Source organism: Paenibacillus sp. MAHUQ-45 (genome assembly GCF_058133325.1).
Genome location: NZ_JBYUPV010000007.1, coordinates 122219 through 145400 on the forward strand (window position 1 = coordinate 122219; position 23182 = coordinate 145400).

The 23182-nt window shown below is 47.0% G+C and carries 18 protein-coding genes; 4 read left to right on the top strand and 14 right to left on the bottom strand.

Translation table 11 applies throughout. The features are described from left to right. Positions 1-159: 159 nt before the first annotated feature. The 7 genes from AC3Y23_RS16460 to AC3Y23_RS16490 all read right to left on the bottom strand — a co-directional run bounded on the left by AC3Y23_RS16460 (position 160) and on the right by AC3Y23_RS16490 (position 8159). The gene (locus tag AC3Y23_RS16460; protein ID WP_379200801.1) at positions 160-1179 is read right to left on the bottom strand and encodes an ABC transporter ATP-binding protein; all 1020 of its coding nucleotides are present in this window, start codon (positions 1177-1179) and stop codon (positions 160-162) included. Beyond that, positions 1082-2197, bottom strand: a complete 1116-nt coding sequence (locus AC3Y23_RS16465; protein ID WP_379200803.1) for an ABC transporter ATP-binding protein — start codon at positions 2195-2197, stop codon at positions 1082-1084. Before AC3Y23_RS16465 ends, AC3Y23_RS16460 begins: the two co-directional genes overlap by 98 nt. Before the next feature lie 4 nt (positions 2198-2201). Further along, entirely contained in the window at positions 2202-3020 is an 819-nt protein-coding gene (locus tag AC3Y23_RS16470; RefSeq protein WP_379200805.1) for an ABC transporter permease, read from the bottom strand. 13 nt (positions 3021-3033) lie between these two features. After that, a complete protein-coding gene (locus tag AC3Y23_RS16475; protein WP_379200807.1) occupies positions 3034-3975 on the bottom strand; it encodes an ABC transporter permease in 942 nt (313 codons plus the stop codon). Between the two features lie 20 nt (positions 3976-3995). Beyond that, entirely contained in the window at positions 3996-5630 is a 1635-nt protein-coding gene (locus tag AC3Y23_RS16480; RefSeq protein ID WP_379200809.1) for an ABC transporter substrate-binding protein, read from the bottom strand. A 63-nt stretch (positions 5631-5693) separates the two neighbouring features. Next, complete coding sequence (locus AC3Y23_RS16485; protein ID WP_379200811.1) at positions 5694-6410, bottom strand: HAD family hydrolase; 717 nt, start codon at positions 6408-6410, stop codon at positions 5694-5696. Between the two features lie 21 nt (positions 6411-6431). After that, positions 6432-8159 (bottom strand): CocE/NonD family hydrolase, encoded by a 1728-nt coding sequence (locus tag AC3Y23_RS16490; RefSeq protein WP_379200813.1) that lies wholly within the window; start codon positions 8157-8159, stop codon positions 6432-6434. A 311-nt stretch (positions 8160-8470) separates the two neighbouring features. On the opposite strand from AC3Y23_RS16490, the gene AC3Y23_RS16495 reads away from it, so the two are divergent. Next, complete coding sequence (locus tag AC3Y23_RS16495) at positions 8471-9817, top strand: LLM class flavin-dependent oxidoreductase (RefSeq protein ID WP_379200815.1); 1347 nt, start codon at positions 8471-8473, stop codon at positions 9815-9817. 117 nt (positions 9818-9934) lie between these two features. On the opposite strand, the gene AC3Y23_RS16500 is transcribed toward AC3Y23_RS16495, so the two are convergent. The 5 genes from AC3Y23_RS16500 to AC3Y23_RS16520 form a co-directional block, all read right to left on the bottom strand. Further along, the gene (locus AC3Y23_RS16500) at positions 9935-10396 is read right to left on the bottom strand and encodes a hypothetical protein (RefSeq protein ID WP_379200817.1); all 462 of its coding nucleotides are present in this window, start codon (positions 10394-10396) and stop codon (positions 9935-9937) included. 245 nt (positions 10397-10641) lie between these two features. After that, complete coding sequence (locus AC3Y23_RS16505) at positions 10642-11988, bottom strand: O-acetylhomoserine aminocarboxypropyltransferase/cysteine synthase family protein (protein ID WP_379201239.1); 1347 nt, start codon at positions 11986-11988, stop codon at positions 10642-10644. A 190-nt stretch (positions 11989-12178) separates the two neighbouring features. Next, on the bottom strand, positions 12179-13219 hold the full coding sequence (locus AC3Y23_RS16510) for an NADH:flavin oxidoreductase (protein ID WP_379200819.1): 1041 nt from the start codon (positions 13217-13219) through the stop codon (positions 12179-12181). Positions 13220-13428: 209 nt separating this feature from the next. Then, positions 13429-14004, bottom strand: coding sequence for a TetR/AcrR family transcriptional regulator (locus AC3Y23_RS16515; protein WP_379200821.1), 576 nt, complete (start codon positions 14002-14004; stop codon positions 13429-13431). A gap of 180 nt (positions 14005-14184) precedes the next feature. Next, on the bottom strand, positions 14185-14691 hold the full coding sequence (locus AC3Y23_RS16520) for a hypothetical protein (protein ID WP_379200823.1): 507 nt from the start codon (positions 14689-14691) through the stop codon (positions 14185-14187). 384 nt (positions 14692-15075) lie between these two features. Between AC3Y23_RS16520 and AC3Y23_RS16525 the strand changes: the two genes are divergently transcribed. The 3 genes from AC3Y23_RS16525 to AC3Y23_RS16535 all read left to right on the top strand — a co-directional run bounded on the left by AC3Y23_RS16525 (position 15076) and on the right by AC3Y23_RS16535 (position 19936). After that, positions 15076-17007 carry an ATP-dependent DNA helicase gene (locus tag AC3Y23_RS16525; protein ID WP_379200825.1) on the top strand — a complete coding sequence of 644 codons (1932 nt, stop codon included), beginning with the start codon at positions 15076-15078 and terminating at the stop codon, positions 17005-17007. A gap of 389 nt (positions 17008-17396) precedes the next feature. Beyond that, positions 17397-18332, top strand: a complete 936-nt coding sequence (locus tag AC3Y23_RS16530) for an ABC transporter ATP-binding protein (RefSeq protein ID WP_379200827.1) — start codon at positions 17397-17399, stop codon at positions 18330-18332. Next, a complete protein-coding gene (locus AC3Y23_RS16535; RefSeq protein ID WP_379200829.1) occupies positions 18329-19936 on the top strand; it encodes a hypothetical protein in 1608 nt (535 codons plus the stop codon). The genes AC3Y23_RS16530 and AC3Y23_RS16535 overlap by 4 nt, the downstream gene beginning before the upstream one ends. A gap of 347 nt (positions 19937-20283) precedes the next feature. Here AC3Y23_RS16535 and sigK read toward each other — a convergent pair whose 3' ends face one another. Both sigK and AC3Y23_RS16545 read right to left on the bottom strand, forming a co-directional pair. After that, on the bottom strand, positions 20284-20985 hold the full coding sequence (gene sigK, locus AC3Y23_RS16540; protein ID WP_066373374.1) for an RNA polymerase sporulation sigma factor SigK: 702 nt from the start codon (positions 20983-20985) through the stop codon (positions 20284-20286). A 123-nt stretch (positions 20986-21108) separates the two neighbouring features. Further along, positions 21109-23070 (bottom strand): stalk domain-containing protein, encoded by a 1962-nt coding sequence (locus AC3Y23_RS16545; protein WP_379200832.1) that lies wholly within the window; start codon positions 23068-23070, stop codon positions 21109-21111. Positions 23071-23182: the final 112 nt, after the last annotated feature.

Genomic DNA, 23182 nt, shown 5'->3' on the forward strand with positions numbered 1-23182 from the left:
AGACGTCTCAACTTCAACTAATCGGGGTAACCCGCGTTTCTTCATGACAATAAAAAACGGGGATAGGCACCCTATCGATACATGTGCCAATCACCCGTTAAGAGCTCGCCTAAAGATATACATACCATTTTGAAAAATCCCTCTGTGCTCTTCGCGATTTTATAGGGAGGCGGTTCTGACTTCTCTAATCTTGTTCACGCTATAACTCTCCTCTGTCCACAAATGACAACTGACCGCATGCCCTTCCCTCACGTCCGCAAGGGTGGGCGCTTCCGAGAAGCATCTGTCGTGGGCGTGCATACAGCGCGTGCGGAACGCACAGCCCGATGGAATCGCAGAAGGGTCTGGCAGATCGCCCTCAAGTACGATTCGTTCCCGCTTCTGTGCCGTACGCTCTGCCGGAATGGAGGAGACCAGTGCCTGCGTATAAGGATGCAGAGGATGAGCGTACACCTCCTCCATATCACCAATCTCGACGATTTTGCCCAGATACATGACAGCCACTCTGTCACTCATATAATGGACGACATTCAGATCATGCGAGATGAATAGATACGTTAGCGATAGCTCCTGCTGAAGGTCTTTTAGCAAATTGAGCACTTGGGCTTGGACAGAGACATCCAGCGCAGACACCGGTTCGTCGAGCACGAGAAACTCCGGGTTGAGCATAAGTGCTCGCGCAATGCCGATCCGCTGGCGCTGCCCACCACTTAATTCATGGGCATACCGGCTCCGATACGACTCGTCCAGACCGATACTCTCCAGCATGTCATTGACCTTGCTCCACCGGGCCGCAGCCTTGCCCAAGCGGTTCAACTTCAGCGGCTCCTCCAGCAGCCGTCCAATCTTGAAGCGTGGATTCAGGGAGGTGAACGGGTCCTGGAAGACGTACTGAATCCGGCGCCGCAGCTCCTGCTGCTTCCGACCTTTTGAACCAGATATCTCCTCCCCATTGTAGAAAAGACCACCACCGCTTGGCTCAAGCAGCCTGGCCGTTATCTGGCCTAATGTCGACTTGCCGCAGCCACTCTCGCCGACCAATCCCAGCGTCTCTCCCTTCCGTATCGAAACAGAGACACCGTCAACGGCTCGTAGCACCTGTCTCTTCTGCGGCCACACTCGTTTCGTATAATACTTCTCCAGTTCCCTCAGCTCGATCAGCGGTATTTCGGTTGTCACCCTTTTTCACCCCCTCTTCCGCTACCAGAAAGCAGCTGGATGTATGCCCGAATCCAACCGGCGACAGCTTAGGTTGCTCTGTTCGGCAACGTTCCATGGCATATTGGCAGCGGGGAGCGAAAGTACAGCCAACCGACCGCTCATGTAGACCCGGAACGACACCCGGGATCGAGTGTAGCCTGTGACCTTTATGGGATGGCGACGGAATAGAGTTCAGCAGCCCAATCGTATACGGATGACGAGGCCGGTCAAAAATATCTCCCACCGTCCCTTCCTCCACGATCCGTCCCGCGTACATCACTGCAATCCGGTCACACATCTCCGCGATAAGACCAAGATCATGTGAGATCAGTACAATCGAAGTTCCGTCCTGATCGCGGATCTGCCGCATGACCTCCAGAATTTGCGCCTGGATGGTCACGTCCAGCGCCGTGGTCGGTTCATCTGCGATCAACAGCCCGGGATTGCAAGCGATAGCAATGGCGATCATCACCCGTTGCCGCATGCCGCCAGAGAGCTGATGCGGATATTCCTTCAGCAGCTTTTCTGGACGCGCCAGACCAACCTTACGGAATAGCTCAATAGCCTGTGCCGCAGCCTCCTGACGGGAATAGCCCAGGTGGAGACGCAGTCCTTCCGTCACCTGATAGCCTATCGTCAAGCTGTTATTCAGGGAACTCATCGGGTCCTGAAAAACCATGGCTACTTCCCGGCCGCGGATATTCCGCAGCTCCTTCTGCTTCAGAAGATGTAAAGGTTGCGCCGTACCCTCCCGCTCCCCGTACCAGATTTCCCCGCTGCTGATTTCCATCGCCTTGGGCAGCAGTCCGAGCATTGAAAGTGACAACACGCTTTTGCCACAGCCCGATTCGCCGACAATCCCCAGTGTCTCTCCCCGAGATACCGACAGCGAGATTCCGTCCACTACAGTCAGCCGTTCCCGCCGCCGTCCTTTCAGTTCTATTCGTAGATTGCGGATGTCCAGTATCTTCTGACGTTCCGTTTCCCTCTCAGCCACTTAGTCATCCCCCTCTGTTCACGTTGTCGCGCAAATCGCGGATACCATCCCCGAGCAGGTTGAAGCCAAGCACCGATAATGTGATCAACAGCCCCGGCGCCAGCGCATACCAAGGTGCCTTGTTCAAATATCCTTGCGCTTCGTTCAGCATCCTGCCCCAGCTGGGATCAGGTGGCTGAACGCCAAGTCCCAGATAGCTGAGCGCCGCTTCTACCAAAATCGCCGTCGAGAAGCTAAGTGCCGCCGTTGTTATAATAGAAGAAATAATATTGGGTAGGATCTGAATAAAAATGACGTTGAAATGTCCTGCGCCAATTCCTCTTGCCGCTCGCACATAGTCCGCTTCCCGGTGCTGCAGTACGCCGCTGCGAATCACCCGTGCGAAGGATGGGACGGATAACACACCTATAGCGATAATAGTCTGGAACAGATTTGGCTTGAAGATAGACACTAGCAACAGCGCCAGCAGAATGCCGGGAAAGGCCAGCAATGCATCCGTAGCCCGCATCATCAACTCATCGACCCAGCCTCCCACATACCCGGCTAAGGTACCCACAATGAAACCACAAGTAAGGCCAATCGCTACGGATATAGAGCCGACCAGAAAGGCTGTCTGTGCCCCGACCATAATGCGGCTAAGCACATCTCGCCCGAAGTTATCCGTTCCCAGCCAATGCGCTGAGCCCGGTGCCTGCAAGCGTTCGGTTATACTCATGACATTCTCCCCATAAGGGGTGTAGAAGAGGCTGATTATCATAATGACAAGCAGCAGCCCTACGAACAGACTACCGAGCACCAGACTGAAGCTTTTATTTATCCTCATCCTTAAGAGCCCTCTACTTTAGACGAATTTTCGGGTCCAACCAGCGGTAAGACAGATCGACAATAAAATTAATGATAATGACAGTGACAGCGATTAGCAGCACCAGCCCCTGCACCAGCGGATAATCACGGTTGCCGATGGCGGTAATCAGCAGACTGCCGAAGCCTGGCAGTGTGAAGACCTGTTCAATGACAAGACTACCGGCCAGCAGTTCGCCAAAATTAATCCCGACAATAGTTATGACCGGCAATAGCGCATTTTTGAGCACATGTATATATTGAATCGACCGTTCAGACAGCCCTTTGCTTCTGGCAGTACGCACATAATCCAGATTCAGCTGTTCCAGCATCGTGGTGCGCAAATACCGGACAATCACTGCGATCTGCGGAATCGCTAGCGCAACAGCGGGCAATACAATCGACTTTAATGCCAGAAGTGGACTCTCTGACCACGGTACATAGCTACTGACCGAGAACCACCTCAGCGTCAGCCCGAACACAAGAATCAGGATGATGCCCATCCAGAAGGAGGGAATGGCTAATCCGAACTGTGTGCCGATCGAGATGAGAGCATCCCATTTCTTGCCGTGCGATTTGGCGGCCAGAATACCAAGCGGCACCGCTGTAAACACGGAAATCACTAGCGCAAGCAGCGCCAGTGATAACGTGACAGGAACACGGCTGATGATCAGCTTCAACACCGGCTCCGAGAAACGCAGTGATTCGCCGAAATCCAGCAGAGCCGCGTTACCAAGCCAATCACCGAATTGGACCAGAAGGGGACGGTCGGTGCCGAGCTTCGCTTCAAGCAGAGCAATCTGCTCATTCGACGCCTCCGTTCCCAGAATGGCCAACGCCGGATTACCAGGGATGATGCGAAAGGCAGTGAACGTCAATACTACGACGAACAATACCGTCAAAAAGAGCGTGACTAACCGGCGTGCGTAATAGTTCATGCCTTGAATCCTCCCGCAGGTTACTCCGTAAAGTGCACGGTCGACAGATCCTGTACATAGATCGGATACTGCTTGTATCCGGTCAGCTTTTTGCTGATAGCTACGTTCAGGTTAGGGTCCATAATATACACAGCTGCAGCATCGTCAGCCAGAATGGTCTGGGCTTTTTTATACAACTCCACCCGCTTGGCATCGTCCACTTCCTTAACGGCAGCTTTCAGCGTCTCATCAAACTCCGGATTTTTATAGTTGAAAAAGTTGTTCGGCGAATCTGACAGATACTTGTTCAAAATAGAGTACGGGTCGAGCTTGCCATCCAGCCCGATAATCGTCAGATCGTAATCACGACCTTTATAAATCCGTTCCAGCCAGACTGCCCATTCCACAGGCTCGATCTTGACTTTAATGCCAATTTGCGCAAGCTGCTGAGCGAAGACCTGTGCCGTATCGACATGGAATTGGTAGTTGGACGGCACCGACAAGGTAGTTTCAAAACCATTCGGATAACCGGCCTCGGCGAGCAAACTCTTGGCTTTCTCAATATCCGTGGCGTATTTATCCTCCAGACCTTCCTGATAGTACTTGGCAAGTACAGGGCTTAGATTGGAACCTAGCTTGGTTCCCTTGCCCAGTGCAACCCCGGCAATAATCTCATCTTTGTTAACCGCATAGTTGATCGCCTGACGCACCTTGACATCATTGAACGGTTTTCTGGCAATGTTGAAGGTCACGAGCTGCACCAGATTTTGCGGGGCACTGACGGCGTTGAACTTATCAGCCACTTCCTCAAGCCGTTCTGTCCCGATCCGTGGATAAATATCCGCCTCTCCTGACTTCAAAGCCAGTAGCGCAGCTTCACTGTCCGTAATAATCCGGAATTCCACCTGATCCAGCGAAGGGATATCCTTCACGTAATAATCGGAATTCTTCTCAACAACAAGACGCTGTCCGGGCAGATACTCCTTGAACTTGAACGGGCCTGTGCCGATAGGCGTTTTGTTACTGTCCTCATAACCTTCCGGAATAATCGCTCCGCTCGCCGCGGTCAAGGAGGTCAGGAACGAGGAATTATTCTCCTTCAGCTTGAAAACAACCGTTGAAGCGTCTGGCGCCTCAATCGAGGCTACACTTTCATAAGCTGTGGACAGTGGCTTGCCTGTGGCGGTACCCGCCAGGCGGTCATAAGAATACTTCACATCTGCAGAGGTCACGGTTTTGCCGTTATGGAACTTTACACCGCTGCGGATTTTGAAGGTATAGGTCAAGCCGTCCGGGGATACCTCATAGGATTCAGCAACTGCCGGATACAGCTCGCCTTTATCATTCGGTTTCAGAAGACCTTCAAACACGTTGAACAGCACTTCGGCCGTTCCAGCCGCTACCGCCAGATGAGGGTCCAAATAATCCAGATCCTGCGGGATAATGACGACGACCTTGCCTCCGCTTTTCGGTTCAGCACTCGGTGCTTCTGTACTTTCAGGAGCTTGCGTTGCTTCTGTACTACTGGTGGGCTGTGACTTTGACTGTGACTGTGAAGCGTTCGTTTTCGCTGTATCTTTGCCGCAGGCAGATAACACCAGCACCATGAGTACAGCCGTAATCAACGAGAGGACATATAAGGATTTCTTTGTGTTCGTTAGCTTTTTGTTCGTCATCTTCTTTCCCACCTTTATCTTAGTAATGTGCAATCGTTAATGCCTCGCGATAATGTACACTTACTAGCCCCTTGATATTTTCTTCGGTGATGCGCCCAGCAGCTGCGGAAGTTCCTTAATGGATGAAAGAGTCGGCACTTGCCCAATCTCCTCAATCCCAAGCTTGCCAAACCGGTTGATGAGACAGCTCTCCATCCCCACGCGCTGACTGCCAATGACATCGTCATAATAGTTGTCACCCACATACAGACTCTGCCCGGCACTCACTCCCGCCAACTTCAGCGCCTTCCGAAAAATGACCTCATCCGGCTTCACCGCGCCCACCTCTGAGGAAATGACAATCTGATCAAAGAAGGGCAGCAGCCCGTTCTCCTCCAGCACCGATCTCGCCGTAAGATCCCAGTTACTGATCAGACCAATCCCGTAAGAACGCTCTTTAAGGGCACCCAGCACTTCCAGTGTCTCAGGGAACGCCCGCCAGCCGCTCTGCTGCTGGGCCTCAATTTCCCGCAGCCGTCTGCATTGGCGGACCAGATCGAAATGTACGTTCAGAGAGTAATTCAATATACCGATGTACCACGGATAGAACGTATCCGTATCCTTGCCTAGCGCCCCTTTATATTGACGCATGAACAGTTTGTCGGTCTGATGATAGGCTTTTTCAATGGCCTGCAGAGACCTCTCTATGCCTTGTTCGAGCAGAAATTCACGGTACGCCGCCTCCCTTTCCAAATAAACCAGCGTGTATCCAAGATCAAACCAGATATAAGCTACTGTCATCCCCTGCACCTCTTTTGTTTTTCATTCCTCGATGATCGGCAGCTCAAGCCTCGATGGATAATTGTTATCGTGAAAAAGACTCTGCGTCGCTGTAACGAAATCCCTCTCCGTCACCTCTCCGGGATTCAGCAACCGGTTCGGATTCCGGTCAAAGGTGGGGAACAATGAACTTGTCACATCCAGCCTGATCGCATGCCCTGGTAAAAATTCTATCGCCGTTGGCCCAAGCGAGAGATGGAGCTCCATCACCTCACCCGGAATAATCGGCTCGCGCCGCTCCAGTCCGTTCCGGTAACTGACCCGTAAAATGCCTTCTGCAACATTGAACGCCCGACCATCCGGATGGACATCGACCAGCTTAGCAACAAAATCTGTATCCTCGGCACTCGAAGAAACGAAGAGGACAGCGACAACCTCTCCAATGACGGTCAATCCCTTGGTCAGCGGCTCCGAGGTATAGACGAGCACATCGTTCCTCAGTTCCACAGGGATTTGATTCTTCGGCCCCATCGGCGTTAAATCTGGTACAGCGCCCGACCTCCCCCCAAGCGCAGGCACCGGAATGGAAGGATGATAGACATAGACATCCGGATATTCATCCGTTGGATGCAGCGTATCTAGTCGCCCATCTCCATTGATGGAGTTGGCTTTACGCGTGCTATGTAAGTAGTAATCCGTAATTCGTGTCCCAGGCAACGGCCACTCTTCCGCCTGCCGCCAGCTATTGCTTCCCATCAGGAAGAACTGGATGGGGATGTTCGCTGTTTCACGACCCTGCGGCACCTTACCCTTCAGCCATCTGTCGAACCACTGCAGTTGCAACTCATCGATCCGGTTAACCGCTTCCGGCCCAAAATCCATTTCGCCTACATATCTGGACCATGGCATATGGAACCATGGCTCGATGTATAGCTGCTGGTTCTCTCTGGCGGTCTCAGTGGCCCCATGCTGGCGGACACCGTTGTAGTTCTCAATCGTTCCGTCAATGAACAGGTCATACCAGCCGCCGATATGCAGAGCAGGCACCTCAATCTTCTGATACTGCTCCTTTAGTGACGAGGGAAGCCAGTATTCCTCTCTTTCTGGATGCTCCAACCATTCTTTATAAAAGGGAACTAGCTCCTCAAGCGGCTCCGGCAGCTCCTTTAGCGGGAGCTTGCCATATAACGAATGGATTCCCGCATACAGCCCAGGGATGTCCGCCGCCCAATCACTCCGCCCCCGGTGCAGCGCTGTGTCCTGGGCCACGAATAGCACCCAGGATAACAGACTCGCGAGTGCAAAAGCGCCATTGCGATACGTCTTTCCCTGATAGGCGTCTGAACCGATCATTCCCGGAGCAATGCATATCAGCGCTGGTGGCCGTGCTAATGCCGCTTGCCATTGCACTGCCCCGCAGTAGGAGAACCCGTACATGCCAACCTTGGGTAGGGCGCCAGGAAGCGCCGATACCCATTGAACCGTGTCGTATCCATCCTCCTCCTCATAGCTATTAGGATGAAACTCACCCTCTGAAGCCCACCGCCCTCTGACATCCTGTACCACGACAATATATCCCTGCCGCGCATACCAGGACGGATGGGCATAGTTCATACTCTGGGCATCTTCCTTGTTATATGCCGTTCTGAGCAATAGCACCGGATAAAGACCTTCGGATTCAGGGCGGTATACATCCGCATACAAGAGGGTTCCATCTCTCATCGGTACTGGCACATTTCGTTCTACGACTGCCGCGCCTATCCTTGCCACTTCCCCACCTCATCTCATAAAAAAAGATGCAGCTCTAAATAGTTGATTTAGAAGCGGCATCTCCAGTTGACTGGTCGCGCATTTATTTCCGAGTAATTCAATCGGTTATATTGAGGTCATAGTATCGCAAATTTTAACAATCGTCAACAACCTATTTTTTTGCTAATAATTTGAAAATTTAATATTGACAAACCTAGTTCATCTATTTAAAATCTTTTGCATAAATACCCATTAATCAAACCTACATACTTATTGATTATATGAGTTTCGACCAGTCAACTGGAGACCCTCATTTAGGAGGAATGCCCCAAATGACACGCAAAAGAGAAATTAAATTATCCGCTTATCTCGTCGGAACAGGTATGCATGCTTCATCGTGGAGACTAGAGTCAGCACATCCTGGAGCCAGCATAGATATTGATTATTACCGTGAGCTTGTCCGAACCGCTGAACGCGGAAAGTTCGATGTGGCTTTTCTCGCAGACAGCCTCGCGATTAATGAACAATCCCACCCCAATATCCTCAACCGCTTCGAGCCTATTACGCTAATCGCCGCACTGGCAGGCTCCTCTTCCAAGATCGGTTTGGTAGCCACCGCTTCAACCTCTTACATTGAACCCTTCAATTTGGCTCGTCTATTCCTGTCCGTGGATCAGATCAGTAAAGGAAGAGCAGGCTGGAATATCGTCACCACCCGGGACTTGTCCGGGAACACAGCCCGGAACTTCGGAGCAGAGTCCCACTTCGAGATCAATCATCGCTACAAAAGAGCCGAGGAATTCGTAGATGTCGTGCGCGGCCTGTGGGATTCCTGGGAGGATGATGCTTTTCTGTATGACAAAGAGTCCGGACAGTTCTTCGATCCAGATAAGCTGCACCGGCTCCATCATAAAGAGGAGTTTTTTGCTGTGGAAGGGCCACTTAATATTGCCCGTTCCCCGCAAGGTCATCCCGTGCTGGTTCAAGCAGGGAATTCGGAGGCCGGGCGGAGGTTCTCGGCACGAGTCGGAGAAGTGGTTTTCGCCATAAAATATAATTTTGAGGATGCCAAAGCCTATTATCAGGAGTTTAAGCAAGAAGTGGCCTCATATGGCCGGAACCCGGACGACGTCTTTATTCTGCAAGGAATATCTCCAGTCATTGCCCCCACGGAGGAAGAAGCCTATGCCAAGTTAAAACGCTTGGAAGATTTGCTACCGGATAGCGATATTCTCGACTTCCTGGCCGATTATTTTAAAGAGCTTGATTTCAGTGGATTTACGACACAAACCACCGCCGCTCAGGCAGGACTGGTTCACTTGGAAGCCCGGAATCCTGACTATGCCAAACATCAGCCTGTCATTGCCCGGGAGAACCCTACACTCAGGGAAGTTTATTCTCTCATTATCGGATCCTTCAGCCAGGATCATCTGGTAGGTACACCGGAGAAGATTGCGGATACTCTGGAAAAATGGTTTTTGGAAGGCGCAGCCGATGGTTTTATGCTAATGGCCCCCTCTTTGCCAGACGGACTTGAAGAATTCGTGGATCAGGTCGTGCCGCTTCTGCAGCAACGTGGGTTGTTTCGCACCGAATACGAGGGCAGTACATTAAGAGAACATCTCGGGCTGGAAGTCCCGTCGAATCGTTATGCAGCTAAGGAGTCCGCTTCGTTGTAGTGGGTTACCTAGGAATAAAATCGCCAGCACTCAAAAAAAATTAAAGCAGCGACTCTCTAAAACACTGGAGAATAGCTGCTTTTTGTATGCATAAGTTTTAAGTGCAAGAGCTTGATATCACTTTTTAAATAAATCGCGGATAACCTCTAGATCAAAGTCGTTCGTTATTTTGTAGGATTGGATTTTATTTTTAGGAATCTTTGCATTATATTCATAAGTTTCTAAATAATTTTGATCATAGAGTGTGATTCCAAACTTCAAATTCTCACTCTTTGTCTCGATGGTTATCCAATATGAATCATTATATTTAATGTTAGATAGCCTCGACTTACGTAAGTTTATCTGAGCGAGTGTGCCTAGTATTTTATCGATCTCGCCCGGATCTGTAATGGTTACTTCGTTTTCATCTACAGCAGCTCCTGATTTATCAATTTTAATGGAGCTTACTTCTGCTACATCCAATTGGTCCAATACAGCTTTTTTAAAAGTCGTGTTACTCGGAGACATATAGAAGATGCCTAAACCAACGATGATTAGCATCACTATTCCGAATAAAATGTATTTATTACGCTTGTTCATAAGAACGTCTCCTTTTAATCAGAGGATTCCTAATTCATGAGTGTCGACGACTGCTCATACTACCTGAATTATAGCAAAATAAGGAATATTCTCAACCTCTGTAAGCACCGCCATTGCTGGTTTTAGGTAACATTAAGCAGGCATGTAAACTGGCTTATATGTTCACAAAACAATAAAACGGCCTTGTCGCAAGTAAATGCGAAACAGGGCCGTTTTGTGTATTAATCCATTCTGGCTAAACGTTGCTAACCTGTTATTTGCTCCGCCTCTGGAGCTGCTGTCTCCTCAGTTGCATCCGCCACAGCTAGTTGTGCCTTCCGAATCGCTTGTTCTAAATCCTCCTTCAGATCCTCGGGATCTTCAATGCCGATCGACAACCGAATCAGGTCGGGAGTTATTCCTCCGGCGAGCTGCTGCTCCGGTGAGAGCTGGGCATGTGTCGTACTGGCCGGATGGATCACCAGCGATTTGGCGTCCGCCACATTGGCCAGATGCGAGAACAACTCTAGATTATTGATGAAGACATTCGCGGCCTCATAGCCTCCTTTTAAACCAAACGTAAAGATCGACCCTGGCCCCTTCGGAAAATACCGCTCAGCCAACGAGTAATATGGACTGCTAGGCAAGCCCGGATAATTGACCCAGGCCACATCCGGGTGGTTTTCCAAATACTCAACGACAACTCGCGTGTTCGCAAGATGCTTTTCCAGCCGCAGAGACAAGGTCTCCAATCCTTGCAGCAGTAAAAAAGAATTAAACGGACTGATCGCCGCCCCCATGTCTCGTAAAAACTGCACCCTGACTTTGGTGATATACGCTAGTTCTCCGAACTTCTCGACATAACGAAGATTATTGTAGCTGCGGTCTGGCTCCGTAAAACCCGGAAATCTGCCACTGGTCCAATCAAAGGTGCCGCCATCCACAATCAAACCGCCGATGGAGGTGCCATGCCCGCCAATATATTTGGTCGCAGAATGCACCACAATATCCGCACCGTGCTCAAACGGACGTACAAGATAAGGGCTACCGAACGTATTATCCACGATCAATGGGAGATGATGTTCATGAGCAATATCAGCTATGGCTTGGATATCAGCAACATTCAAACCTGGATTGCCAATCGATTCAACGAACAGCGCTTTGGTCCGGTCCGTGATGGCACGACGAAAATTGTCAGGATCATCTGGGGATACAAACACGGTATTAATGCCCAGCTTCGGCAGACTGACATCCAGCAGATTGAACGTACCGCCGTACAAAGTGTTAGCTGCAACAATCTCATCTCCGGCTCCTGCCAGATTAAAGATTGCATACGTTACTGCTGTGGAGCCTGAAGCTACGGCCAACGCCCCCACTCCGCCTTCCAGAGCGGCGATCCGCTGCTCCAGCACAGCATTCGTCGGATTGCTGATCCGCGTGTAAATGTTGCCCTCTTCTTCAAAATTAATCACCGCACTAGCATGATCCGTGCTTTTAAATACAAAAGAGCTGCTCTGATAAATCGGCACCGCCCGTGCACCAGTAGCCTGATCCGGCTCTTGCCCAGCATGCACCTGCAACGTATCGAATCTCCACTTCTTGCTTCCGTTCAGCCTTTCACTCATCCGCTCTCTCTCCTTTGGCGATAAACGCAAATAGGAGACTGGGCGGATCACATGTCGTGAAATCCGCCTCAGTCTCCAGTCGAACTGGTCAACCACACCAATATATTATTATGTCGATGAGATAAGTATGATTTAAATTTTACATATAATAGTGTGTTCTGTCAATTCGGAGAAAGTATTAATGAAGTGTCTTTAGGGCCTCTGCTGTAAAAGGAATCAGCTCATCTGTCCGGCCGTCACGGATTTTATCTGCCCAAGCAGGATCTGCTAACAGAGCACGACCTATGGCTACCAAGTCAAACTCTTCATGTTCGAGCTTTTGAATCAACCGGTCAATCCCAACATGATTTGCACCTTTTCCTTCGGCGAACAAACTAGTGAAATCTCCATCCAGGCCAACAGAACCAACTGTAATGGTCGGTTTGCCTGTCAGCTTCTTGGTCCAGCCGGCAAAGTTCAGCTCAGAGCCCTCGAATTCAGGTTCCCAGAAACGGCGAGTGGAACAGTGGAAAATATCCACGCCTGCATTAACCAGTTGCGCCAGGAACTGTTCCAGTAGTTCCGGTGTTTCAGCCAATTTTGCTGTGTATTCAGTAGATTTCCATTGCGATAAACGCAGTACAATCGGGAAATCCGGCCCAACTGCCTTACGGCAAGCCTCAATGACCTCCACGGCAAAACGTGTGCGTGCAAGCATATCACCGCCATAACGATCGGTACGCTGATTGGTTTTTTCCCAGAAGAATTGATCGATCAAATATCCATGCGCACCATGTAACTCAATACCATCAAATCCAAGTCGCTTAGCTTCGGCTGCTGCCTGTGCAAAAGCTTGAACGATATCAGCAATTTCCACTTCCGAATAATCATTCACTTGGCCTCGTGCTCCCATATGCCAGATCTGTGGGATAATCTTACCGCCCGCTTCATGCACCTCAGCTACCACATTGGCCCAGCCGTTTAGTGCAGCTTCACCATAAAAGAACGGAACGTTGGCTTGATTGGACGCATCCGGATGATTGATCACCGTTCCTTCAGTCACAATAAGTCCCACACCATTTTCAGCTCTGCGGCGGTAATAGGCAGCTACGTTTGCACCAGGCACGCCGTCCGGAGAAAATTGCCGGGTCATTGGTGCCATCACAATGCGACTAGATAATTTCAAGTTGCCTAATTCAAAAGACGTAAACAAGGGTTCTACAGATTGAGTATGGTTCATAATATCCTCCAAATTTAATATATTTTTCGAAAAAATCTAATTATTATCACAGACTTGTCGCCTGCGCTTAAGATCAGCTTGACTTCGATTCGAATTTAGCCTGAAGGCGCATCTCGAAAAGCATCACCTCCTTTAATTTAATAATAGCGTTCTACTGATAGCGACGACATTTACTTGACTACGTAGTCAAAAACTTGGCAAAAAAAAGATCAAGGCGATATTAAAGAAAAAGACACGCGTAATACTGCCTCGACCTGTTCCCGGGATGCACCTGATTTTTCCATCATCCTCGCGCCGATAATAGCGTTGTGCAGATAGGCTGCCAACTCTTTGCTGGAATAACGGGACGTAATCATTTGCTGCTCTTGGCCACTGATGATAATCTTCTCTAGCACATGTTCTGCTTCAGCAAACATCAACTCTATTTCACGGGTGACCTGATCGTCTTCTGTTCCGAACTCCATTGCGGAATTTACCATCAGGCATCCGCGGCATGCGATTTCCTCGCTCAGAAGAAAGTCAAGTAAAGACTCCAGCTTGTTCAGTGGCGACATTTCCTGAGCATCCAGCTTTTCTAATATCTCTGTATTTTGCTCACGATAATGTACCAACGCCTTTAAGAACAACGAACGCTTGTCGTTAAATACACCATACAAACTTTGCTTTTTAACCCCAGTCGTACGAGTTAGATCCTCATAGGAGGTTGACTTATATCCTTTGTTCCAAAACACTTCCATAGACTGGTGCAACGCACGATCGACATCAAATTCTCTTGGTCTGCTCATGGGAGTTACTTTATCACTTTTTGACTACAGAGTCAACAACTTATCATTAGGGACATTCTACAGACTAAGATGGTGAAGATTTTACTTCGTAGCTCACCTGCCCCATTTGCACAACACAACACAATACAAAGAAGAGCCGTGTCAACACGGCTTTAACTTTGTCGATAGTTACATCTCATATTAATCTTTTTTGAAAAATTCATCTCCCTCAAACAGATCCTTCTGAGAAGCTATTTTCATCTCTGATTTTGTTTCTAGTTCCATCATCACCTTGCCCGAAGCATGTTTGCCAGCCCATTTAATTGCACTACTCCCTTTGGGTATAGATATTGTAAGCTCAGTTGCTCCTTCCCCATTCCAAAGAGTTATCAATTCTTTATATTCATTAACCTGAATAATTTTAAATTTATCGTCTTTAGCATTTCCGTTAATGTTAATCTTTGTGGTCACGTCAGCATCTGAAGTTATGCTCCATACAGTATAGACCCCTGAAAAGCCCGAGAATTTTATCTCTGCATGGTCCTCTGTAATCTTTCCTGTCTTACTGCTAAATGTGTAGCTATCCCCTGAATCCATTAAACGCTTGTTATCATTGAAGATCTTCTCTTGATTATTTGATCCAGTCCCACATCCCCCGACATTAAAAATAAGCAATATAATGGAAAATGTTTTTAACAGTTTATTCAAAAGATTGTCTCCTTTAAATAGAGTTTATTTCCTTCATTTACAAGAAGCATTTTACTACAATCGAATTGAAATTAATGCTAAAAATATCATTATTTACAACAAAAATTCCATCAACGTCCGCTTCTCTATCCACTCATCCTTCCGGCTGATGCCAAGCGCCTTGATAATTGCCCACTATGCACTCCTTCTCCGCTTTATGTTCTCACACTTGACTGTAAGTGTAGTTTAGAAGATAATTACAACCTCACCAAAAAACTATAGCAGGAAGAACATTGATTATGAAAAGGGGCGGTCGTTATTAGCTGGTTAAGTGATCTCTATAAATTACAGAAGCGGGAGCTAAAAAAGGACATCGAGCCCTCTTTAGTCAATGCCATCTTCCGGATGTACGATAGATTTCCCCGGATTGGACTTAAAGAGCGGCTCGGGCAGCAAGATATGTCTCTGGATATCGCGGATGCTTATATTAATGGACGCAATGCAATGATTGAAGCCGGAGTTGGCATCGGTAAGTCCTTTGCATACCTCATTCCCAGCCTGCTCATTAACCAGATCTCACAGCAACCGGTCATTATTGCCACATCCTCCATACAGCTTTCAGAACAGATACATAAGGATCTGAGGTTCATCGGAAGCCGGCTCGGATTTACAAGGGTTCGCTCTGTAGTCGGAAAAGGGATGGGACAGTACGCTTGCCGTTACAGAGCAGCAGACCTGTTACAGACGGATGATTCAAGTTCCCCGCTATCCACACTTGCCCGGCAGATTGTGAATTATGAAATTGATGAGAGAGCAGATATTAAGGGCGGTATTAGTGATGCTGTATGGTCCAACGTGTGTGTCAATGATTGCAAATTTGAACGTTGCCAATATAAAAGTACATGTTCGTTTTACGAGATGAGGGCTAAAATTAATGCAAACGCCAGCGATATGGATTTTATCATCGTCAACCAGGACCTGCTCATCCGTGATTTGATCAAGAAAAAAGAAGGAACAAAGGGATTAATCACTGAACGGCCCGCTCTGATCGTAATAGATGAAGCTCATAATTTGGAGGCAAAGGTTAGAGATGCCGGGACGCTCGAGTTTACATTCCGCAGAACCGGCCGTATTCTGGATGACGCTCTACAGATTCTCTTCAAGCAATCCGCAGATAGGGAGCTTATGGCGCAATTCAAATTTTTAAAAAGATGTGTTAGCCATATTTTCAAACAGGTCGAGGCAGATTTGCTACAGACAGCCAAGCAGGACAATGACCGTATAAAAGTATCGGAGATCACAGGAGTTCCCTTAAAACGAGGGTCACAGATTTTAAAAGCGTGTAGTCTCAGCCTTTCCGTCTTAACTTCCAAGCATGAGCGGGAGATCGATAATCTTTTTGAGGATATCAACGGACTTATAGAACTTTTTGATGTACTCGCCGGAGTGAAGGATAATTATCTGATATGGGCAAGCAACACCCAGCGGGAGAGTACCATCAGCATCTGTCCTAAAGGCATAAGCCAATTTTTAAAATATACGTTATTTAACGGGAAGACCTCCGTTGTTTTAACATCAGCTACCATGTGCCAAAGCGGCGACACGCTGGAGGAACAATACGCATATCTTACGCAATCCCTCGGTTACAGGGGAGATTATATGGAGCGCCAGGCCTCACCGTTTGATTATGACAATCACACCATGATGTATATTGCGAAGGACATCCCCTATTATAACCATCAGAACCGGGAAGCTTATCTTGAAGCGGCATACAAGGAAATGATGAGGCTCTGCAACTTAACGGATGGGCGGACTTTGGTCCTTTTTTCAGCTAAGGAGGATATGAAGTACATTCATAAGAAGTTACACTCCGAGAAGCTTGAATGGGCGCTACATGTGCAAAGAGAAGGCTCGTCCCAGGACGGGGTGATCGCTGAATTCAGGGGCAGTAAAGGTGTTCTTCTTAGTACCGGTGTATTCTGGGAAGGCGTGAATATCGAAGGCTCCGATCTGTCGCAGTTAATCATTTTCCGCCTGCCCTTCCCTGTTCCTTCCGATCCTGTCTATGAATATAAAGCATCAATGGCAGACAATCCGTTGAAGGATGTTTTTGTACCGGACATGCTGCTCCGCTTAAGACAAGGAACCGGGCGGCTAATCCGCAGCGAAACTGACCTTGGTGTACTCAGCATACTGGATTCCCGTCTGTCCACCGCAGCCAAGAAGGATTACCGGGATAAGGTACTGGGGGCTTTACCTTTTAAAAAGGTTACTGAGGATTTTAGGGTTCTGGAGAGGTTTGTGGAGGAGAAGGGGATACAGCTTGGTGATAAGTAGAAACGGTAGCGCAAACCATTAAATTCTTATATTTTTGAAAAGGAACAAGCCTGATGAGCTTCTGCGCCAGGTTTGTTTTTTTCTTGCTGCGCTTGCTTTTCATGATAAATGGAAAAAAGAAACCTCTACTCAGATAAGTCAACGCTTCGCCTTACAAAACTCATGATACAGCTTCATCGGTGCCCTTTTCTATTCGTGATACTGATGATGCCGACCAGCATTATGAACACACATCTATACTTAAATCACTGCTAAAGATTAATTTGACAGTTTCATGTTCAAAAATTCACAATATTATTTTTTGTTTGTTGTGTTTTCATATCACTCATGATTTTTCATGGTATAATTCTCCTTGTTTATTTGTTAAATATTATCAAAGGTGGGGTTTAATGACCGTTATAATTGAGCAATTAGAGAAGCGTTACGGAAAGGATACACAAGCTCTATATCCCCTTAACATTACATTAGAAAAAGGAATTTATGGTCTGCTTGGAGCCAACGGCGCAGGGAAATCCACCTTGATGAACATGCTCGCCATGATCGAGCAACCGTCAGGTGGCCGTATCCTCTATGAGGGCAATGATATTCACAAAACAGCCCAAAAATATAAAAGCAGGCTCGGATACCTCCCCCAGAGTATCGGTCTGATCCCTGTCCTGACAGGACGAGAGTTTCTGATGTATATTGCCGCCATGAAGGGCTTACCTGGGAGGGAAGCTGCCGTTGTGGTGCAGGAGTTGCTGGACTCACTCAATCTCTCGGAAATTTGCGACCAGCCGATACAGTCCTACTCCGGAGGCATGAAGCAGAGGATCGGCATTGCCCAAGCTTTGCTAAATCAACCCTCTTTCCTGCTTCTGGATGAACCTACAGTAGGGCTCGACCCCGATGAACGGGTATTCTTTAAACAGCTCATTGCCAGACACGCCGAACGTTCCACAGTAGTATTATTCACACATATCGTCTCCGATGTCGAGGCACTTGCAACACATATCATTATTATGAAAAAAGGTCGGATTCTTGCCTCAGGCGACCCGGGTACCTTGAAGCAGTCTATTAACAATATAGTCTGGAGAATTCCGGAGATGAGCCCCGACGCAGACTTAAAAGTACCTTACATCTACGGAGGTAGCCAGATGAACCGCAACGGCCTGGAGACACGAGTGTTGTCTTACACACGCCCTGCCCCGCACGCGGAAGAGATTGGGCCTACCCTTGAAGATGTCTACTTATATTATATGCATCAAGATCAACTGAATCAGGACACCCCGGACATGAAGGACAGATTTGGCGGTCATGACAGATTGGCGGGAGAGCTAAAATGATTAAGCCCCTGATTCTCAACCAGTTGCAGCTTGTCACTCCTCAAGTAAAAGAGAAGATTCGTAAACGTTCCTTTTTATGGACTCTGCTTCTCTTTGCCATACTCACTTTTTTTTATTTTCCTTCCAGCAATCAGACGTATACGACACTAACAACAGTCATCCATAGTAATTCACTTGAAGGCGGTTTTCGCGGAGTTTACAATTCAGCCTGGATGGGACTTCTGGTAGTGCTGTTCCTTCATACCGTCCTTATTTTTAGTGGAATATATTTTATTCGCAGTTCAATTAGACTGGACATAGATTCAAAGCTGGATTTGTATATTAAAAGCTCTTCATTATCTCTTCATAGATATTTTGAGTCCAAAAGGTTAACTAATTTTATGTATCTATGTTTTATTGCCGCAGCAGTGGAAGTAATGGCTATCATTATGCAATTTAGTCGTGGTGAAAGCGCAGAGTTTGTTTTTCTGTCATATGCTCTGCCTTTCCTTCTGCTCGTCATCCCCTTTTTGTATGTTCTGGCCAGTCTGGCTGTGTGTCTGGATATGTTCAATATGTTACGCAATACTGTCGGCAACATCCTTATTTTTGTCTTCTCCATCGGATATTTGTCTTATGTATTGGTCCAAGTTGACCGTGATACAATTAATCCCTATTATGATTTCTCAGGACTTCTGTTTATTGTCCACAATATTATCGATCAATTTGTTCCTGCTATGGCTCTTAGCCAATGGGATGGAGGACTTGGTTTCCTTCAGAATATTGACCATTACGACAATACATTCTTAATGCACAAAGTGAACTGGGAACCTGATTTTATTGCAAGTAGGCTGGTAATCATCGGACTTGCATTTCTGCTTGTGCATGTGGTTGGGGCAACCCGAAGCTATGACAGTATTTTTTATAGGAAAGGTGCTACCTCCAAAATCAAAATCAGTTCACCTAAACCTGTCCGGCAGAAAATTAAAATGTCTGATAGATCGGCGGCAGCCCTGGTGCATAACCAATCGAAATCGTCGGCCTGGCCCCAGACCTCGACTTATTTCCATGTACATTTGGGTGCACTAATCCGTCTTGAGGCGTTAATTTACAGACGCAGCCTTGAAAAGACGCATTTGCTGCTAATTCCTCTATTTCTGATTCAATTTTCGCCTTCATCCAAAGGGCTAGACGGAGTACTTTTTATTTTCACCTCGATCTCGCCTTTATTTTTGTTTGCTAATATTACATTCAAGGTGAAGGACTTGTTCATCCATACCACCCTCGCTTATAAACAGAAATATTTCATTTCTAAAATAGTGTTTTTTACCGGCTGTATCACTCTTTTTTTTAGCGGCACCATTCTGAATCTGCTGCTGGCACAGGAATACGTAAAATTGATCATGCTTCTGACAGGTCTGTTATTTACGGTTACGCTCGCCATAGGCTGCTCGTTTCTTTCGATGCATTTATTTAGCTTCTGCTATCTTTTCCTCTGGTATCTCGGTGTAATGCAAAAGTTACCGGTTACTGATTTTTTCGGCATTAATGGATATCCCTTTGTTTCACTGAGCTATGCTGCTGTTTCCGTGATTATTCTGCTATTTGCCTATAAAAGGCTTTGACGGTTCGGGAGGCTGCGCAGAGCACCCCTTTCTGCGAGCAGTTAATATGTATCCTAAATAGTAATATCTATTTAGGAGGTTATAGCGTTCTGATTGCGAATAGAAACTATTCCTTCAACTTAGATCCCTTTTATAGATTCCGATTCCTGTCCTTATCCCTTTTCAAAATTCTTTCTTGTGCAGAGTGAGCTCCGAGACTTTGCCGCCCATGGGTTCTTATAACAAAAGATCGACCCAGACATTGGGTCGATCTTTTGTGCAATGGAGTCAAGAAATATTGAACCTCTGACTTAACGTTACCAGCGATGGAACTGGCATCCGAAAAGTGAGGTGTGTTTCGTTAAATTTCACCGCTTCGCCTTATAAAACTCATGATACAGCTTCATCAGCGCCCGCTTCTCTATCCGCGACACATAACTCCGCGAGATGCCAAGCTCCTTGGCAATCTCCCGCTGCGTCCGCTCTTCCCCGCCCGTGTCCAGGCCAAAACGGCCGACAACGACCTCTTTTTCCCGGTCATCCAGGATGTCGAGGTTGCGGTATATTTTGCTCTTTTCAATCTTCAGATCGACTTCCTTGATTACATCATCGGCTTCCGAACCGAGGATATCTATAAGTGTAATTTCATTTCCTTCCTTGTCAGTACCGATGGGATCATGCAGGGAGACGTCTTTACGGGTCTTTTTCAGCGATCTCAAGTGCATGAGAATTTCATTCTCGATACAACGGGCTGCGAAGGTAGCCAGCTTAGTACCTTTATTCGGACGATAGCTCTCGATCGCCTTGATCAGGCCGATGGTCCCGATGGAGATCAGGTCCTCCATGTCTTCGCCGGTATTATCGAATTTTTTCACAATATGGGCAACCAGTCTCAAGTTATGCTCAATCAACAAGTTACGGGCCTTGGCATCCCCCTCCGCCATCCGCCCCAGGTACCGGCTTTCCTCTTCTTCGGTAAGGGGCTGTGGAAACGCGTTGTTCCTTACATACGACACCAACAGCGTCAATTCTTTGATCAACAGGGCAATTGTACTTATGATTCCGGGCAATTTGCGACACCTCCCGCACGTGTACAATGAAACCGATCAGCAATGAGAACTACGGGTTCATGGTCCTTTTATTCTATGTGGGCAGAGGCCTAGAAGTGCATGTACGGGATAAATAGGTACAAGTTATTCGAAATCAATAGCAATTCCCTCCAACATTTTCTTTCTCTCAAAAAATCCCTTGATTCCTTCTGTATCAAATTCATGATCCAGAGCCATCTGATCATCCGAAATTAGAAAATAATCATATTTGACTTGACCCGGAATATCCGGTGCAGAGTCATCCCAGGTGGCATCCAAATGATAATAGACACCATTTAGAACAACGATGTTCCAGGCGTGACCTTGTCCATTGGCCAATCCTGAGATAAGATAACTTTCCATACCCGCGAGTTTTAATAGCACATTCATCGTTAGTGCATATCCTTCGCAGACCGCCTTATGCTCTATTAACGTACCGTATACCGTGTACGAATTTTCGGGTATAGTGTCCTTTATATAATTTTCATAGTCATAGGCCGTATTCTTTACAACATAATCATGCAATGCTTTTATTTTTTCACGGGGAGTCATGTCAGGGCTAACTGTTTGCTGTACTACTTTTTTAGCGTATTGTTCAACCTCATTAATTTTCTCTTTATCGTTATGTGGGTAAAGATGACTGTTATCTTTCCGCTCGGCAGGGAGTGATTTTCCAAACAAGCTCCAGCCCTTCTTGGCGGCTAAATTAACTCCATATACCGCTGAAGCGTGTTGGCCATTGTCACCAAAGATTGATTTTTCATAAAACAGAAAGTCATTAAATATTACAAACTTGAGCGGCATAGGCCAGGACTCCAGATTAGCAACGGGTTTAGCGTTAGTACCATCCAATTCACTTCGATATATCACTGTCCCTTTTCCATAAAACAATAAATTATTTGAAATATTATAACCCTCAGCATCAACTAAATAATGTAACTCACCGCCTACAGCAGGCATTCTTCCAATCTTATTCGTATCCGTATTCTCATCAAAATAATTAAAATAAAGATATCCCCCATGTACTGTAAGATCATTACACTCGAATCTGCCGTAGACGATATTGTCCCTTCCGTTAATCCGAATTCTTCCTAATTCCCCGGTCTGTCCATCATTATCTCTAAACCCCTTGTAATAGACCCAGCCCTGCGAGACTGTAAATTGATCAACATTCGGATTTTCAAGAACACGAATAGGTATTGCTCCCAACCGGTCTGTCTGTAATCGATATATTCCATCCTCCGTATCATAGAATAACCAATTGTTCAGAAGATACAGGTGTCTTGAGGAAGAGGAGTCGATAAGGCGTGTTCCTTCCTTGCCATCTGTGAGTATTTTGTAAATTCCATCCGGACCGATATAAAAAATCCTATCGTCCTGCACATTCAGCATTCGCGCTTGGGCAGGGACCAATTTGGTGCTTTTTCCGTCATCCTCGTTCACTTTATACAGATAACCGCCATTTCCATGAGTTGGATAACCTGACTGTTCATTTTCGAGTCCATATATCCACTTTCCCTGCTTAACGGCAAAACCGTTGTTCATCAGATTGGAAGCAGTATTTCCCGTAGGCTCAGGAGAAATGGAAGCAAGCAGCATATCGTCAGAAATGATGGTGATTGATCTTGCCGCTGCGTTCCAAGTGACCTTTGCTCCAAATGCTTCTCCGACAAATCTAAGCGGAACCATTACCGAACCATCAATGATTTTACCAGGTGAAGACATAACCGTTTCCATAGTATTTATACGTGCATAAGAGTTGCCCAGCGTATATTCCACGATCTGTGCACCTTTTCTTGCTATTATCGTTCCTGAGCTCTGATTCCATTGGATATTAACACCCATTTGCTCTAGCACACCACGCAGTGGCACATAATTCACATCATTTATGGTCACTGTTTTTTTGGACAACTCCAATACCTTTCCATCCAGAATAACAGATATCTCCTTACTCCCCGCGTTTACTACGTTATGATCGTTCACAGTCAGGCCCATAATAAAAATAAAAATAAAAATATACAATATCTTCCTTAATACTCGCTGGGTCTGCAAATTTAAATCCTCCATTGTAAAAAGTTACCTTCCTATTATAACAATATAAAGGAAACCTAGATTCATAGATACATAAATCATCACAACATTGAGAAATAAACCTCTGCACTTGATGGGGAGCATGTCA

What these genes read in the sequence shown, in the direction of transcription:
- AC3Y23_RS16470 (WP_379200805.1), bottom strand. Translation starts at nt 3,020, where the DNA reads ATGAGGATAAATAAAAGCTTCAGTCTGGTGCTCGGTAGTCTGTTCGTA.
- AC3Y23_RS16475 (WP_379200807.1), bottom strand. Translation starts at nt 3,975, where the DNA reads ATGAACTATTACGCACGCCGGTTAGTCACGCTCTTTTTGACGGTATTG.
- AC3Y23_RS16480 (WP_379200809.1), bottom strand. Translation starts at nt 5,630, where the DNA reads ATGACGAACAAAAAGCTAACGAACACAAAGAAATCCTTATATGTCCTC.
- AC3Y23_RS16485 (WP_379200811.1), bottom strand. Translation starts at nt 6,410, where the DNA reads ATGACAGTAGCTTATATCTGGTTTGATCTTGGATACACGCTGGTTTAT.
- AC3Y23_RS16495 (WP_379200815.1), top strand. Translation starts at nt 8,471, where the DNA reads ATGACACGCAAAAGAGAAATTAAATTATCCGCTTATCTCGTCGGAACA.
- AC3Y23_RS16500 (WP_379200817.1), bottom strand. Translation starts at nt 10,396, where the DNA reads ATGAACAAGCGTAATAAATACATTTTATTCGGAATAGTGATGCTAATC.
- AC3Y23_RS16510 (WP_379200819.1), bottom strand. Translation starts at nt 13,219, where the DNA reads ATGAACCATACTCAATCTGTAGAACCCTTGTTTACGTCTTTTGAATTA.
- AC3Y23_RS16515 (WP_379200821.1), bottom strand. Translation starts at nt 14,004, where the DNA reads ATGAGCAGACCAAGAGAATTTGATGTCGATCGTGCGTTGCACCAGTCT.
- AC3Y23_RS16525 (WP_379200825.1), top strand. Translation starts at nt 15,076, where the DNA reads ATGTACGATAGATTTCCCCGGATTGGACTTAAAGAGCGGCTCGGGCAG.
- AC3Y23_RS16530 (WP_379200827.1), top strand. Translation starts at nt 17,397, where the DNA reads ATGACCGTTATAATTGAGCAATTAGAGAAGCGTTACGGAAAGGATACA.
- AC3Y23_RS16535 (WP_379200829.1), top strand. Translation starts at nt 18,329, where the DNA reads ATGATTAAGCCCCTGATTCTCAACCAGTTGCAGCTTGTCACTCCTCAA.
- AC3Y23_RS16545 (WP_379200832.1), bottom strand. Translation starts at nt 23,070, where the DNA reads ATGGAGGATTTAAATTTGCAGACCCAGCGAGTATTAAGGAAGATATTG.